General features: G+C 65.3%; 13 protein-coding genes. 4 read left to right on the top strand and 9 right to left on the bottom strand.

Going from position 1 to position 13,439, the window contains the following annotated elements; translation table 11 throughout:
- Positions 1 to 5 precede the first annotated feature (5 nt).
- Both AC1RKI_RS01875 and AC1RKI_RS01870 read right to left on the bottom strand, forming a co-directional pair.
- Complete coding sequence (locus tag AC1RKI_RS01875; protein ID WP_061957209.1) at positions 6 to 428, bottom strand: ribbon-helix-helix domain-containing protein; 423 nt, start codon at positions 426 to 428, stop codon at positions 6 to 8.
- Between the two features lie 45 nt (positions 429 to 473).
- The gene (locus tag AC1RKI_RS01870; RefSeq protein WP_061957208.1) at positions 474 to 1,052 is read right to left on the bottom strand and encodes a DJ-1/PfpI family protein; all 579 of its coding nucleotides are present in this window, start codon (positions 1,050 to 1,052) and stop codon (positions 474 to 476) included.
- A gap of 129 nt (positions 1,053 to 1,181) precedes the next feature.
- Between AC1RKI_RS01870 and AC1RKI_RS01865 the strand changes: the two genes are divergently transcribed.
- Entirely contained in the window at positions 1,182 to 1,754 is a 573-nt protein-coding gene (locus AC1RKI_RS01865) for an adenine phosphoribosyltransferase (RefSeq protein ID WP_061957207.1), read from the top strand.
- A 128-nt stretch (positions 1,755 to 1,882) separates the two neighbouring features.
- Complete coding sequence (locus AC1RKI_RS01860; RefSeq protein ID WP_492794051.1) at positions 1,883 to 3,559, top strand: Na/Pi cotransporter family protein; 1,677 nt, start codon at positions 1,883 to 1,885, stop codon at positions 3,557 to 3,559.
- 46 nt (positions 3,560 to 3,605) lie between these two features.
- Here AC1RKI_RS01860 and uvrA read toward each other — a convergent pair whose 3' ends face one another.
- Positions 3,606 to 6,473 carry an excinuclease ABC subunit UvrA gene (gene uvrA / locus AC1RKI_RS01855; RefSeq protein ID WP_492794053.1) on the bottom strand — a complete coding sequence of 956 codons (2,868 nt, stop codon included), beginning with the start codon at positions 6,471 to 6,473 and terminating at the stop codon, positions 3,606 to 3,608.
- A gap of 374 nt (positions 6,474 to 6,847) precedes the next feature.
- Here uvrA and AC1RKI_RS01850 point away from each other — a divergent pair, with 374 nt between their 5' ends.
- Positions 6,848 to 8,128, top strand: a complete 1,281-nt coding sequence (locus AC1RKI_RS01850; protein WP_227458281.1) for an MFS transporter — start codon at positions 6,848 to 6,850, stop codon at positions 8,126 to 8,128.
- Positions 8,129 to 8,363: 235 nt separating this feature from the next.
- Positions 8,364 to 8,897, top strand: a complete 534-nt coding sequence (locus tag AC1RKI_RS01845; RefSeq protein WP_061957203.1) for a single-stranded DNA-binding protein — start codon at positions 8,364 to 8,366, stop codon at positions 8,895 to 8,897.
- Positions 8,898 to 9,003: 106 nt separating this feature from the next.
- On the opposite strand, the gene arsH is transcribed toward AC1RKI_RS01845, so the two are convergent.
- From arsH to AC1RKI_RS01815, 6 genes are all read right to left on the bottom strand, one after another.
- Positions 9,004 to 9,768, bottom strand: a complete 765-nt coding sequence (gene arsH / locus AC1RKI_RS01840) for an arsenical resistance protein ArsH (RefSeq protein ID WP_492794056.1) — start codon at positions 9,766 to 9,768, stop codon at positions 9,004 to 9,006.
- The gene (gene arsC, locus AC1RKI_RS01835; protein WP_150980140.1) at positions 9,765 to 10,187 is read right to left on the bottom strand and encodes an arsenate reductase (glutaredoxin); all 423 of its coding nucleotides are present in this window, start codon (positions 10,185 to 10,187) and stop codon (positions 9,765 to 9,767) included. Before arsC ends, arsH begins: the two co-directional genes overlap by 4 nt.
- Before the next feature lie 9 nt (positions 10,188 to 10,196).
- A complete protein-coding gene (gene arsB, locus AC1RKI_RS01830; RefSeq protein WP_492794058.1) occupies positions 10,197 to 11,270 on the bottom strand; it encodes an ACR3 family arsenite efflux transporter in 1,074 nt (357 codons plus the stop codon).
- A gap of 121 nt (positions 11,271 to 11,391) precedes the next feature.
- On the bottom strand, positions 11,392 to 11,721 hold the full coding sequence (locus tag AC1RKI_RS01825; RefSeq protein WP_150980138.1) for an ArsR/SmtB family transcription factor: 330 nt from the start codon (positions 11,719 to 11,721) through the stop codon (positions 11,392 to 11,394).
- 55 nt (positions 11,722 to 11,776) lie between these two features.
- The gene (locus tag AC1RKI_RS01820) at positions 11,777 to 12,571 is read right to left on the bottom strand and encodes an IclR family transcriptional regulator (RefSeq protein WP_061957198.1); all 795 of its coding nucleotides are present in this window, start codon (positions 12,569 to 12,571) and stop codon (positions 11,777 to 11,779) included.
- Complete coding sequence (locus AC1RKI_RS01815) at positions 12,568 to 13,347, bottom strand: IclR family transcriptional regulator (RefSeq protein WP_061957197.1); 780 nt, start codon at positions 13,345 to 13,347, stop codon at positions 12,568 to 12,570. Before AC1RKI_RS01815 ends, AC1RKI_RS01820 begins: the two co-directional genes overlap by 4 nt.
- Positions 13,348 to 13,439: the final 92 nt, after the last annotated feature.

The following is a 13,439-nucleotide window of genomic DNA, read 5'->3' as shown; positions in this document are numbered from 1 at the left end:
CCGGATCAGGCGTTGCGAGTTTGCCGGGCAGATCGTTCGGATGGGATCTTGCGCCGCGGGCTCGCGCCGTCGACCCACGACGGCGGTAGGCTGTCGAGCACCGCGCGCGCGTCGAGTGACCGGATCGGCACCCCTGTATCTGACGGGATACGCCCCTCGTTCTGCAGCAGCAAATAGCGCATGCAGCACACACGAAGGAACGACGCGAAGTTGGCCGACAGCGACGCTTCACCGCGATGTTCGGCCAGTTCGTCATGCAGGCGCGTCAGCAACTGGTTGACGCTCATGCCGTCGCGCTGGGCCAGTTCCTCAAGCACTTCCCAGAACAGCGTTTCCAGCCGGATGCTGGTCGCCACGCCGTGCAGCCGCAGCGAGCGCGACTGCGTCTGGTAGGACTCGGGATTGGCCCGGATAAAGATTTCACACATGGAAACTCCCGTGCGTCGCGGCCGGCCGGCCGCGATCGGAAGCCTCTACTCTACGATCCGCGTTCCCAGCACGGCAAGAAATTGCGCCAGCCAAGCGGGATGCGCGGGCCACGCCGGCGCGGATACCAGATTGCCGTCCGTGTAGGCCTGGTCCACCGGAATGTCGGCGTACTTGCCGCCGGCCAGCCGCACTTCGGGCGCACAGGCGGGATAGGCCGAACAGGTGCGGCCTTCGAGCACGTCGGCGGCGGCCAGCAGCTGGGCGCCGTGACACACCGCGGCGATCGGCTTGTTGGCCTTCGCGAAGTGACGCACGATCTCGATCACGCGGTCGTTCAGGCGCAGGTATTCCGGCGCGCGGCCGCCCGGGATGACCAACGCGTCGTAGCTGGCCGGGTCGATGTCGGCAAACGTGGCGTTCAGCGTGAAGTTGTGGCCGCGTTTCTCGGTATAGGTCTGGTCGCCTTCGAAATCGTGGATCGCCGTGGCGCAATGATCGCCAGCCTTTTTGTCGGGGCAGACCGCGTGGACCGTGTGGCCCACCATCTGCAGCGCCTGGAACGGCACCATGGTTTCGTAGTCCTCGGCGAAATCGCCAACCAGCATGAGAATCTTCTTTGCCATTGCGGTCTCCTGTATGGTTACGGGTTGCGGGCGTGGCCCGCAGCCAGACCATTGTGCGGCGCTGATGCGGCGCGCGGGTGGTAACCCGTTACCGCATCAGGCACGACTTTTTCTTCGACAGATTCCCCCATGGCAGATTCCATTATCCAGTCCCCCGAGCTCGGCGATGTCACCGGCTACCTGCGTGACCGCATCCGTACGGTGCCGGACTGGCCGCAGCCGGGTGTGCAGTTCCGCGACATCACGCCGTTGCTTCAGAACCCCAAGACGCTGCGCGTGCTGATCGACGTGTTCGTGCATCGCTACATGGACCAGCAACTCGATCTGGTGGCCGGCATCGACGCGCGCGGTTTCATCCTGGGTTCGATCATCGCGTACGAACTGAACCTCGGCTTCGTGCCGATCCGCAAGAAGGGCAAGCTGCCATTCCAGACCGTGGCCGAGGAATACGAACTCGAATACGGCAGCGCTACCGTCGAGATCCACGCCGACGCCTGCAAGCCCGGCGACCGCGTGCTGCTGATCGACGACCTGATCGCCACCGGCGGCACGATGATGGCAGGCCGCAAGCTGCTGGAGCGCCTGGGCGCCACGGTGGTGGAGGGCGCCGCGATTGTCGATCTGCCCGAGCTGGGCGGCTCGCGGCTGCTGCACGCCAGCGGGCTGCCGCTGTTCACCGTCTGTAATTTCGGCGGTCACTGATTGCGCCCGTTTGCGTCCGTTTGCCCGGTGTGACAGGGGGGCGCATAATGCCCGCTTGATAACAACGCGATGACCGGGCTGCACGCCTCGCGCCTGCCCTGCCGGCACCGGTCACAAAGGGACGCACAATGGGCGTATTGCTTCATCTTCTGTCTGGCGTGGCGCTCCTGGTCTGGGGCACCAATATCGTCAAGGTCGGCATTCTGCGCGTGTACGGCGCTAACCTGCGCCACGTACTCTCCGTCAGCGTATCGAACCGGTTCACGGCGTTTGCCGCCGGGCTGGGCGTGACGGGGCTCGTGCAGAGCAGCAATGCCACCGCCGTCATCGTCAGTTCATTCGTCGGCCAGGGCCTGATCGCCGTGGCGCCGGCGCTCGCCATCATGCTCGGCGCCAACGTCGGCACCGCCATGATGGTGCAGGTGTTCTCGCTCGATCTGTCGTGGCTGTCGCCGCTGCTGATCTTCGTCGGCGTGATCCTGCACCTGACGTGGAAGGGCAGCAAGGCCGGACACGTGGGCCGCGTGCTGATCGGGCTGGGCCTGATTACGCTGGCGCTGGAACTGATTTCGATCGCCACGCGCCCCGTGGTGCAGGCGGCCGGCGTGAAGGTGCTGTTCGGTACGCTGACCGGCGACGCCGCGCTCGACATGCTGATCGGCGCGTTCCTGACAATCCTCTGCTATTCCAGTCTGGCCGTGGTGTTGTTCTGCGGTGCGCTGGCATCGGCCGGCGTGGTGTCGATCCACGTGGCGCTGGCGCTGGTGCTGGGCGCGAATCTCGGCTCGGGGATTTCCGCGCTGCTGACCACGTCGGGAAACAACCAGCCGGGCAAGCGCGTAACGCTGGGCAACCTGCTGTCGCGACTGCTGGGATGCGTGATCGCCTTGCCGCTGCTGAACCAGGCTGAAGACCTGCTGGCGCTGATCGGCGGAGAGCCGCAGCGCCTGATCGTCAATTTCCACCTGCTGTTCAACGTGGCGCTCGCGGTGCTGCTGATTGGCGCCACGGCGCCGCTGGCGCGCCTGTGCGAGGCGATTCTGCCGGGCCGCAACACAGGCGACAGCCAGGTCACGCCGCGCCATCTCGATGCCGCCGCGCTGTCCACGCCGACGCTGGCCCTGTCGAACGCCGCGCGCGAAGTGCTGCGCATCGGCGATCGTGTCGAACAGATGCTCGACAACATGCTGCGCGTGCTGCGCACCAACGATGTCAAGCTGGCCAACGCCACGTGCCGCATCGACAACGAGGTGGACGATCTGTACACCGCCATCAAGCTCTACCTCACGCAGATCAGCACAGAGGCGCTCGACGAGCAGGACGGCCAGCGCTGGACCGAAATCATCTCGCTGACCATCAACCTTGAACATGCGGGCGACCTGATCGAGCGCGTGATCGTCGACGCCAAGGAAAAGAAGATCGCGCACAACCTGGCGTTTTCCGAGGCGGGCATGCAGGAAATCGCCGAGATGCACAGCCGCGTCGTCGCCAATCTGCGCCTGGGCCTGTCGGTGTTCCTGACCGGCGATATTCGCAGCGCGCAGCAATTGATGGCGGAAAAGGCCAACTTTCGCGATCTGGAGCGCCAGTACGCGCGCTCGCACCTGCGGCGCGTGGCAGTGCAGACGGTGGAAAGCATCGAGACCAGCTCGCTGCACCTGGACGTGATCAGCGAGCTGAAACGGCTCAATTCGCTGTTCTGCGCGACCGCGTATCCGGTGCTGGAAAAGGCGGGCATGATGAATCGCAGCCGCATGAAGGACGAGCCGGACGCCAAGCTGGGCAGCGTGGCGCAAGCGCGCTGATGGCGGAGGGCGTGTTGAACGCGCGGCGTGCCCCGGCGTGCGGCGCTTACTTCTTGCGCTTGAGCAGCGGCGCCAGATATTTGCCGGTGAAGCTCGCCTTGCTGGCCGCCACGGTTTCCGGCGTGCCCTTGGCGATCACCAGGCCGCCGCCGGCGCCGCCTTCCGGGCCCATGTCGATCAGCCAGTCGGCCGTCTTGATGACGTCGAGATTGTGCTCGATGATCACGACCGTGTTGCCGTGGTCGCGCAGTTTCTGGATGACCTTGAGCAGCAGCTCGATATCGTGGAAGTGCAGGCCGGTGGTCGGCTCGTCCAGGATGTACAGCGTGCGTCCGGTATCGCGTTTGGACAACTCCAGCGACAGCTTCACGCGCTGGGCCTCGCCGCCCGACAGCGTGGTGGCCGACTGCCCCAGGCGGATGTAGCCCAGCCCCACGTCTAGCAGCGTCTGCAGCTTGCGGCGCACCATCGGCACGGCGCTGAAGAATTCATGCGCCTGTTCGACGGTCAGGTCGAGCACCTCGGAAATCGCCTTGCCCTTGTACAGCACTTCCAGCGTTTCGCGGTTGTAGCGCTGGCCATGGCATACGTCGCACGGTACGTAGACGTCAGGCAGGAAATGCATTTCCACCTTGATGACGCCGTCGCCCTGGCAGGCCTCGCAGCGGCCGCCCTTCACGTTGAACGAGAAACGGCCCGGATCGTAGCCGCGCTCCTTGGCCGCAGGCACGCCGGCAAACAGTTCGCGGATCGGCGTGAACAGCCCCGTATAGGTGGCGGGGTTCGAGCGCGGCGTGCGTCCGATCGGGCTTTGGTCGACGTTGATGACCTTGTCGAAATGTTCGAGTCCTTCGATGCGGTCGTGCGGCGCCGGTTCGGCGGTCGATCCATACAGATGCCGCGCCACCGCGTTGTACAGCGTGTCGTTGATCAGCGTGGACTTGCCCGAACCCGATACGCCGGTGATGCACGTCAGCAGCCCGACGGGAATCTCGGCCGACACATTGCGCAGGTTGTTGCCCGTGGCGTTGACGATGCGCAGCAGCTTTTCCGGGTCGGGCGCGGTGCGTTTGGCCGGCACTTCGATGCGGCGCTGGCCAGACAGATACTGGCCCGTCAGCGACGCCGGCGACGCCTCGATCTGGTCGGGCGTGCCTTCGGCCACGATCATGCCGCCATGCACGCCCGCGCCGGGGCCGATGTCGACCACGTAGTCGCAGGCGCGGATCATGTCTTCGTCGTGCTCCACCACCAGCACCGAGTTGCCGATGTCGCGCAGATGCTTGAGCGTGCCGATCAGCCGGTCGTTGTCGCGCTGGTGCAGCCCGATCGACGGTTCGTCCAGCACGTACATCACGCCGGTCAGTCCCGAGCCGATCTGCGAGGCCAGGCGGATGCGCTGCGCCTCGCCGCCCGACAGCGTATCGGCGCTGCGCTCCAGCGACAGATAGTCGAGCCCCACGTTGTTCAGGAAATTCAGCCGCGCGGTGATTTCCTTGACGATCTTGTCGGCAATCTCGCGCTTGGCGCCATGCATGTTCAGCGTGAGGAACCACGTCAGCGCGTCGCGCAGCGGCCAGCCGTTGACCTCGTAGATCGCGCGCGCGTGCTCGTCCTCGCCGATCTTGACGTGGCGCGCTTCGGTGCGCAGCCGCGTGCCATGGCAGGCCGGGCACGCCTGGTTGTTCTGGTACTTGGCCAGTTCCTCGCGCACGGCCACGGAATCGGTTTCGCGGTAGCGCCGTTCCAGGTTCGGGATGATCCCTTCGAACGCGTGCTCGCGGACCGTGGTGCGGCCGCGCTCGTTGATATACGTGAAAGGAATCTCGGTCTCGCCCGATCCGTGCAGCACTACCTGCTGCACTTCGGCCGGCAGGTCCTCGAACGCGGTTTCGGTGTCGAAATCGTAGAACGCAGCCAGGCTTTGCAGCATCTGGAAATAGAACTGGTTGCGGCGATCCCAGCCCTTGATCGCGCCCGATGCCAGCGACAGGTTCGGAAAGGCCACCACGCGCTTCGGATCGAAGAACGTGATCTGCCCCAGACCATCGCAGCTAGGGCACGCGCCCATCGGATTGTTGAACGAGAACAGGCGCGGCTCCAGTTCCTGCAGGGAATAGGAGCAGATCGGGCAGGCAAAGCGCGAACTGAAAACATGTTCGTGGCCCGTGTCCATTTCGAGCGCGATCGCGCGGCCATCGGCCAGCCGAAGCGCGGTTTCGAACGATTCGGCCAGGCGCTGCTTGATGTCGGCACGCACTTTGACGCGGTCGACCACCACTTCGATCGAGTGTTTTTCGGTCTTCTTGAGCTTGGGCAGCGCGTCGACTTCGTAGACCTTGGCCTGCGCCTCGTGCGCGGTGCCGCCGCCCGAGCGGATGCGAAACCGCACGAAGCCCTGCGCCTGCATCGAATCGAACAGGTCGGAATGCTCGCCCTTGCGGTCGGACACCACCGGCGCCAGGATCATCAGCCGCGTGTCTTCCGGCAGCGCCAGCGCGGCGTCCACCATTTGCGACACGCTCTGGGCCTGCAACGGGATGTTGTGGTCGGGGCAGTAAGGCGTACCGGCGCGCGCGTACAGCAGGCGCAGGTAATCGTGGATCTCGGTGACCGTGCCCACCGTGGAGCGCGGATTGTGGCTGGTGGCCTTCTGCTCGATCGAGATGGCCGGCGACAACCCTTCGATCAGGTCGACGTCGGGCTTTTCCATCAGTTGCAGAAACTGGCGGGCGTAGGCGGACAGCGATTCCACGTAGCGCCGCTGACCCTCGGCGTACAGCGTGTCGAACGCCAGCGACGACTTGCCGGAACCGGACAGGCCCGTGATCACCACAAGCTTGTTGCGCGGCAGGTCCAGGTTGATGTTCTTCAGGTTGTGGGTACGTGCCCCACGGATCTTGATTTCTTCCATATCCCGTTCGTTTGCCCGGTGTCCCGCGGCCTGCCGAATGCAGGGCGGTCCACGGCAACCTAAAAGTGCCGTACGCAACGCCTGGAGTGCCCACGAAGGGCGCCACGCCTGCCGCTGCGCGCCTTGGCGGCCGCCCGCAGCGTTCACGGGTGACCAGGGAGGCGCGAGAAGCAAACCTGCTAATATACCGAACTTCGGTTTCCGGGGTTGCCCGGCACCAGGCAGACTTGAGATAACGCGATGCCGCCAGTGTTGCGGACATCACCGCAGACTCTGCCGAATGGGTGTCTGCCCGGTCTGACAAGGCAACTTCCAGGCGGCAGGGCTTTGCCCAGCATCCGGGCCGAACGCGCCAGAATTCACTCACGACCGCAATGCCGTCGATCCCCCCTTCCTCGCAGCCTCCATCGCCCGCCAACGGGTCCGTTCATGCGTCCGCCCATGCGGAACCCGTGCGCGACCGCATGACCCGCGGCGAACTGCGCGCCAGTCTGTCGCTGGCCAGCATCTTTGCCCTGCGCATGCTGGGCCTGTTCCTGATCCTGCCCGTGTTCGCGGAATTCGCGCGCACGCTGCCCGACGGACACGACGCGCAGCGGGTGGGCATCGCCATGGGTATCTATGGCCTGATGCAGGCGTTTCTCCACATTCCGCTGGGCTGGCTGTCCGATCGCATCGGGCGCAAGCCGGTGATGGTGGGCGGGCTGCTGCTGTTCGTCGCCGGTGCGCTGGTCGCGGCGTTCTCCGACACGCTGACCGGCATCACAGTTGGCCGCGCCATGCAGGGCATGGGCGCCATTTCGGCAGCCATTACCGCATGCATTGCCGACCTCACGCGGGAACGGCACCGCACCAAGGCGATGGCGATGGTCGGCGGCAGTATCGGGCTGACTTTCGCGCTGTCGCTCGTGATTGCGTCGCCGCTACTGCATGGCATCGGCATGTCCGGCATTTTCGGGCTGATGGCGGTGCTCGGCCTGGTGGCCATCGGCGTGACGATTTTCCTGGTGCCGACACCGCCGCCGCCGCATCCGGTGCAATTGCCGTTCCGCAGCGTGCTGCTCAATCCGGACCTGATCCGCATGAACGTCGGGGTGCTGGCGTTGCACTCGAGCCAGGTGGCGATGTTCATGGTGGTGCCGGCCATGCTGCGCGACGCAGGCATGCCGCTGGACCAGCATTGGAAGGTCTATCTGCCGGTGGTGCTGGTGTCGTTCGTGCTGATGCTGGCGCCCATGATGGCGGCCGAGCGCCACGGCAAGGTGCGCCCGGTGCTGCTGGCCTCGGTGGCGCTGATGACCGCCGTCCAGCTGCTGTTTGCCACCGTGCATGGGCTGTGGCCGATCGTCGGCGTCCTGCTGCTGTTTTTCGTCGCGTTCAACGTGCTGGAAGCCATGCAGCCGTCGCTGGTGTCGCGCTATGCCGCGTCCAGTCGTGGCGCTGCGCTGGGCGTCTATAACACCACGCAATCGCTCGGCCTGGCGCTGGGCGGCGTGGCCGGCGGCTGGCTGCTCAAGCACGAAGGCCGCCCCGCAGTGTTCGTGGGCTGCGCCGTGGTGCTGATGCTGTGGCTTATAATCGCGTGGAGCATGAAGGCGCCGCCGGCTCGTGCCAGTGGCGAAAAAAGCGGTGGCACCTCGGCAGTTGCGGCTTAGACACAACTTTCCACATCTCCGCAAAAATCCGAAACGCTTTTTCCCGATATCGGCGGTAGCATTCCACACGCGCCCAACGGATCTTCCGAACGGCGCGTGATGTCGTTTACGGTGGTCGTTCCGTGGCGCCTGCGGCCTTTCGGCTTCCCCCATTTTTTGCGAATCCTGTATTGCTGCAGGTTCGCGTTACGTTTAACGCCGCGCTGAAAGGGCGCGGTCCCTGGAGAACTTCTACATGGCATCGGTCAACAAAGTCATTCTCGTCGGTAACCTGGGCGCCGACCCGGAAACCCGCTACATGCCCAGCGGCGACGCTGTGACCAATATCCGACTGGCGACGACCGACCGCTACAAGGACAAGCAGAGCGGCGAGTTCAAGGAAGCCACCGAATGGCACCGCATCGCCTTCTTCGGCAAGCTGGCCGAGATTGCCGGCCAGTACCTGCGCAAGGGTTCCTCCGTCTACATCGAAGGCCGCATCCGCACGCGCAAGTGGCAGGATCAGTCCGGCCAGGAAAAGTACAGCACCGAAATCGTGGCGGACCAGATGCAGATGCTGGGTGGCCGGCAGAGCGGCGGTGGCGGTGGCGGCGATGAAGGCGGTTACGGCGGTGGCGCGGGCGGTGGTGGCGGATACAGCCGCGAATCGCAGGGCGGCGGCCGTGCCCCGGCCGGCGGCGCGCAGGGCGCCCAGGGCGGCGGTCAGCGCCGCCAGCAACCGGCGCCGTCGAACGGTTTCGAAGACATGGACGACGACATTCCGTTTTAACCGTTCTGAAACCTGGTTAGCTAACCAAACCTGCAAACAAAAACCCCGCCTGGTGTGCGGGGTTTTTTGTTTCTTGATGGGGTGCCTGGGAGCGGCGGTACGTGTGTTATTCCACTTCGCCGCTATCGCTGTCCCCGGTCTGGGCGTCGCGTTCGTGATGCATGGCTGCGGCGGCCAATGCCGTGGCGTTGGCGGGTGCGGCCTCTTTGCGCTCGCTGTAGCGGTCGGTCAGATAGTCGCTGCGATCGCGCAGCAGCAGCGTGAACTTGTAAAGCTCCTCCATGACGTCGACCACACGGTCGTAGTAGGACGACGGCTTCATCCGGCCGCTGTCGTCGAACTCCTGATAGGCCTTGGCAACCGACGACTGGTTCGGGATCGTCACCATGCGCATCCAGCGTCCCAGCACGCGTAGCGCATTGACGGCGTTGAACGATTGCGACCCGCCGCACACTTGCATCACGGCCAGCGTGCGGCCCTGGGTCGGCCGGATCCCGCCGATTTCGAGCGGCAGCCAGTCGATCTGGTTCTTGAACACGGCGGTCAGCGTGCCGTGGCGCTCAGGGCTGCACCAGACCTGTCCTTCGGACCACTCCGACAGCTTGCGCAACTCCACCACCTTCGGATGATCGGCCGGCACGCTGTCCGTCATCGGCAGGCCGTGCGGATCGAACACGCGGGTCTGCGCGCCGAAGTGTTGCAGGATCCGTTCGGCTTCCAGGACAAGCAACCGGCTGTAGGAAGTCTCGCGCAGCGATCCGTAGAGCAGCAGGATGCGGGGCGGGTGAGTGCTCACGCGCGCCGGTTCCAGCTTGCGAAGGTCGGGCGTGTCGAGCACCGCGGGCACGACATTCGGCAGCTCGGCGATCATCGGATTCTCCGGCCTTGCGCGTCGATCACGGCCTCGCCGTCTTCCTTGGTATAGGCGCCCTGTTGCGGCGCCGGCAGGATGTCCAGCACGCGCTCCGAAGGCCGGCACAGGCGCACGCCCAGTTCGGTGACCACGAACGGCCGGTTGATCAGGATCGGGTGGGCAAGCATCGCGTCCAGCAACGCCTCATCGTCCAGTGCCGGGTCCCCGAGACCCAGTTCGGCATAGGGCGTGCCTTTCTCGCGGATCGCTTCTCGCACGGTGAGCCCTGCGTCGCGGATCAATGCCTGCAGCGTCGGCCGGTCGGGCGGCGCGCTCAGATACTCGATGACGATGGGTTCGATGCCCGCGTTGCGGATCATGGCTAGCGTGTTGCGCGACGTGCCGCACGCGGGGTTGTGATAGATGGTGACGGTCATGAGGATGCCTCAACGCGATTCGTACGATTCATACCAGTGCTGCGACCGGTTGACGACACCGACGACAAACAGCATCACCGGTACTTCGATTAGCACGCCGACGACGGTGGCCAGCGCCGCGCCCGATTGAAAGCCGAACAGGCTGATGGCGGTAGCCACGGCCAGCTCGAAAAAGTTGCTTGCGCCGATCAGCGCCGACGGACCGGCCACGCAGTGGGCCACGCCGAGCTTGCGGTTGAGCAGATACGCCATGCCGGAGTTCAGCAGCACCTGGATCAGGATCGGCACGGCCAGCAGCACGATGATCAGCGGCTGCTCCACGATCGCGTCGCCCTGGAAGCCGAACAGCAGGACCAGCGTCGCAAGCAGCGCGGTGATCGAATACGGGCCCAGCGCGCCGACCACGCGCCGGTATGTGGCGTCGCCGCGCGCCAGCAGCGCCTTGCGGATGACCTGCGCGATCAACACCGGCACGACGATATAGAGCGCGACCGAGGTGATCAGCGTGTCCCACGGCACGGTGATCGACGACAGGCCAAGCAGCAGCGCCACCACCGGCGCGAACGCCACGACCATGATCGCGTCGTTGAGAGCCACCTGCGAGAGCGTGAAATACGGGTCGCCCTTGCAGAGCTGCGACCAGACAAAGACCATTGCCGTGCACGGCGCCGCTGCCAGCAGGATCAGGCCGGCGATGTAGCTGTCGATCTGGTCGGCCGGCAGCCAGCCCGCGAACAGATGGCGCACGAAGATCCAGCCCAGCAGCGCCATCGAAAACGGTTTGACCAGCCAGTTCACGAACAGCGTCACGCCGATGCCGCGCCAGTGGCCCGCCACCTGTCCCATCGCGCCGAAATCGATCTTAATCAGCATCGGAATGATCATGATCCAGATCAGCACCCCAACCGGCAGGTTCACCTGAGCCACTTCCATTGCGCCGATTGCGTGAAAAACGCCGGGCAGCCATTGGCCGAACAGAATCCCGGCGACGATGCACAGCGCAACCCAGACCGTCAGATAGCGCTCGAAGAATCCGATGGCGCTCGGTTGCGCCATCCCGGCGGCTCGCTCGGCCGTGCTCATCGCGCCGGCTCCACGCCGTTATTGCGCCTCTCCTTCAGGATGGCGTTGCGATCGCGTCCATGCAGCGGAAGTTTCACAAACTGGCTGCAAGTCTGGTTGGACATGGGCATGGGGGCGATCATCAGGACTCCGCGCCAACGGAGCAGCGCGATATCGGCGAGCACGGATTGCCGCCGCAGCAGTTTTCCGTGAGATAGCCAAGCAGGTCGTTCATGGTCTCGAAGCGCGCCATGTAGATGATCGATCGCCCTTCCTGGCGACTGGCAAGCAGCCCGGCGCGGTGCAGTTCCTTGAGGTGGAACGACAGCGACGAGGCCGGCGTCTCCATCAGTTCGGCGATGCGGCCCGCGGGCAGCCCATCGGGACCTGCCTGCACGAGCAAACGAAAGACAGCCAGCCGGACGGCGTGGGCAAGCGCGGCAAGCGCTTCAAGGGCGTGATCGGTTTCCATTATTCGAATATATTCGAATAATGGAAACGTTGCAATCGCGGGTTTGTGACGCGGTTCAGGAGGTGGGGGCCGCCGCGCCGAAACGCCATGACAGCCGTTGCGCTGATTGCCTGAGCAGGCGCGCCACATCGCCATCGAGCGTGCTGTCGAAACTGCCACTGCTGCCCATCACGGCGATTACAAGCGCCACGGCACCGGTGTGATCGAACACCGGCGCGGCCAGCGTGTCGATGCCGGGGACCGGTCGGCTTTCGGCGTTGTCGACGCCATGGGCGCGAATCCGCGCCATGCGCGCCGCCAGTTCTGCCCGGGCGGTCGCATCGGCGCGCACGCCTGCCATGCGGATGGCGTCCTGTGCCAGCGCCTGCTTCAGCGCATCTTCGCCGAGGTGCGCGGCAAAGGTGCGGCCCATCGCCGTGTTGACCATCGACAAGACCGTACCGACGCGCAGGCTGACATGCTGCGGCCGCAGTGCTTCTTCGAGCCGGATCACGGTGGGCCCCAGCGGGCCCAGAACGGCAATGGCCGCGGACAGGCCCGTGGCGTGCGCCAGGGCGACGATCTCGGGCTCGGCCTCGCGTGCGGGCGATAGCCGTTGCAGGGCGATCAGGCCAAGGTCGAGGCCCAGCGTGCCCGCTTCGAAATCGCCATCGGCATTGCGCGACAACAGGCCGATCTTCTGCAGGCTGACAAGATGGGGAAACGCCTTGGCCGGCACCATGCCTGCGGCGCGCGCCAGTTCGCCAAGCGAGAGCGGTCGCGCCGCATCGGCCAGCGCGGCCAGCAGTTGTCCGGTGTTGTCGAGCGACTGAATGCCGCGCCGGGATTTGTTGTCGACGAACTCGCTCATGTTTGATCCATCGCATGCGCGATCTCGTCGCGCACCGCCAGCAGCGCGCGCGCCACCGGGCCTTCCCAGTCGACATCGATCACCCCGGTCGACCCGATCACCGTCAAGACCAGTCGCAAGCTGCCCGAGGTGTCCATCAGCGGCGCTGCCAGGCTGCTGACGGCGGGGCTCGGCGAATCGATGCTCCGCTCGATCCCGCGTGCGGCGATGATCTCTACGCTTCTGCGAAACGCGGACAGCGGCTGCGGCGACGCCGCGGTCCATTGCTGCTGCCACAGCGCCAGCCATTGCGATTCGGGCTGAAACGCGCAATAGGTGCGTCCCGTTGCGGTGGCGGCCAGCGCCATCACGGTGCCCACGTGCAGATTCACATGGAGCGGACTGCCGGCTGCGGCGTAATGGACGATGGTCGGCCCCTGCGGCGTGGGCAGGCTTATGGCGACATTGCAGCCCGTTTGCGCGGCCAGCGCCTGCACGCGTGGCACCGCAGCGCGCCACGCCGGGTCATGTTCCAGATGCAGCATGCCCAGCCGTAACGCCAGCGGACCGGGCTCGTAGCCGCCATCGATGTGATCGCGCTTGATGAGCCCCAGGCGGGTCAGGCTGACCAGATAGGTGTGCGCCTGTGCGGGCGCCAGTTGCGCCGCACTGGCCAGTTCGGCCAGCGCCAGTGGGCGGCGTGCATCGGCCAACGCCTGCAGCAGCCGGCCGCTCACTTCCACGCTCTGGATGCCGCGTTGGGTTTTGCCGGCGGGTTCGCCTGGGGGTCGTGCCATAGCGTGCGTCGTGCCTCGGAAAGAGTGCCGGGCGAGTCGGAAAAGTCCAGATGGTAATCGAACCCTCCGGGGGGCGAGTCGCGTCCGGCGCA

The sequence above is a fragment of the Cupriavidus sp. GW822-FHT06G04 genome (assembly GCF_058799075.1).
Note: the sequence above shows the minus strand (reverse complement) of the source record. Positions and strands in the feature narration are given on the sequence as shown.

Bases quoted from the DNA above. Each gene is read 5' to 3' on its own strand.
- AC1RKI_RS01845 (WP_061957203.1), top strand. From the start codon at position 8,364: ATGGCATCGGTCAACAAAGTCATTCTCGTCGGTAACCTGGGCGCCGAC.
- AC1RKI_RS01860 (WP_492794051.1), top strand. From the start codon at position 1,883: ATGGGCGTATTGCTTCATCTTCTGTCTGGCGTGGCGCTCCTGGTCTGG.
- arsH (WP_492794056.1), bottom strand. From the start codon at position 9,768: ATGATCGCCGAGCTGCCGAATGTCGTGCCCGCGGTGCTCGACACGCCC.
- AC1RKI_RS01820 (WP_061957198.1), bottom strand. From the start codon at position 12,571: ATGAGCGAGTTCGTCGACAACAAATCCCGGCGCGGCATTCAGTCGCTC.
- arsC (WP_150980140.1), bottom strand. From the start codon at position 10,187: ATGACCGTCACCATCTATCACAACCCCGCGTGCGGCACGTCGCGCAAC.
- AC1RKI_RS01870 (WP_061957208.1), bottom strand. From the start codon at position 1,052: ATGGCAAAGAAGATTCTCATGCTGGTTGGCGATTTCGCCGAGGACTAC.
- AC1RKI_RS01850 (WP_227458281.1), top strand. From the start codon at position 6,848: ATGCCGTCGATCCCCCCTTCCTCGCAGCCTCCATCGCCCGCCAACGGG.
- AC1RKI_RS01865 (WP_061957207.1), top strand. From the start codon at position 1,182: ATGGCAGATTCCATTATCCAGTCCCCCGAGCTCGGCGATGTCACCGGC.
- AC1RKI_RS01825 (WP_150980138.1), bottom strand. From the start codon at position 11,721: ATGGAAACCGATCACGCCCTTGAAGCGCTTGCCGCGCTTGCCCACGCC.
- arsB (WP_492794058.1), bottom strand. From the start codon at position 11,270: ATGAGCACGGCCGAGCGAGCCGCCGGGATGGCGCAACCGAGCGCCATC.
- AC1RKI_RS01815 (WP_061957197.1), bottom strand. From the start codon at position 13,347: ATGGCACGACCCCCAGGCGAACCCGCCGGCAAAACCCAACGCGGCATC.
- uvrA (WP_492794053.1), bottom strand. From the start codon at position 6,473: ATGGAAGAAATCAAGATCCGTGGGGCACGTACCCACAACCTGAAGAAC.
- AC1RKI_RS01875 (WP_061957209.1), bottom strand. From the start codon at position 428: ATGTGTGAAATCTTTATCCGGGCCAATCCCGAGTCCTACCAGACGCAG.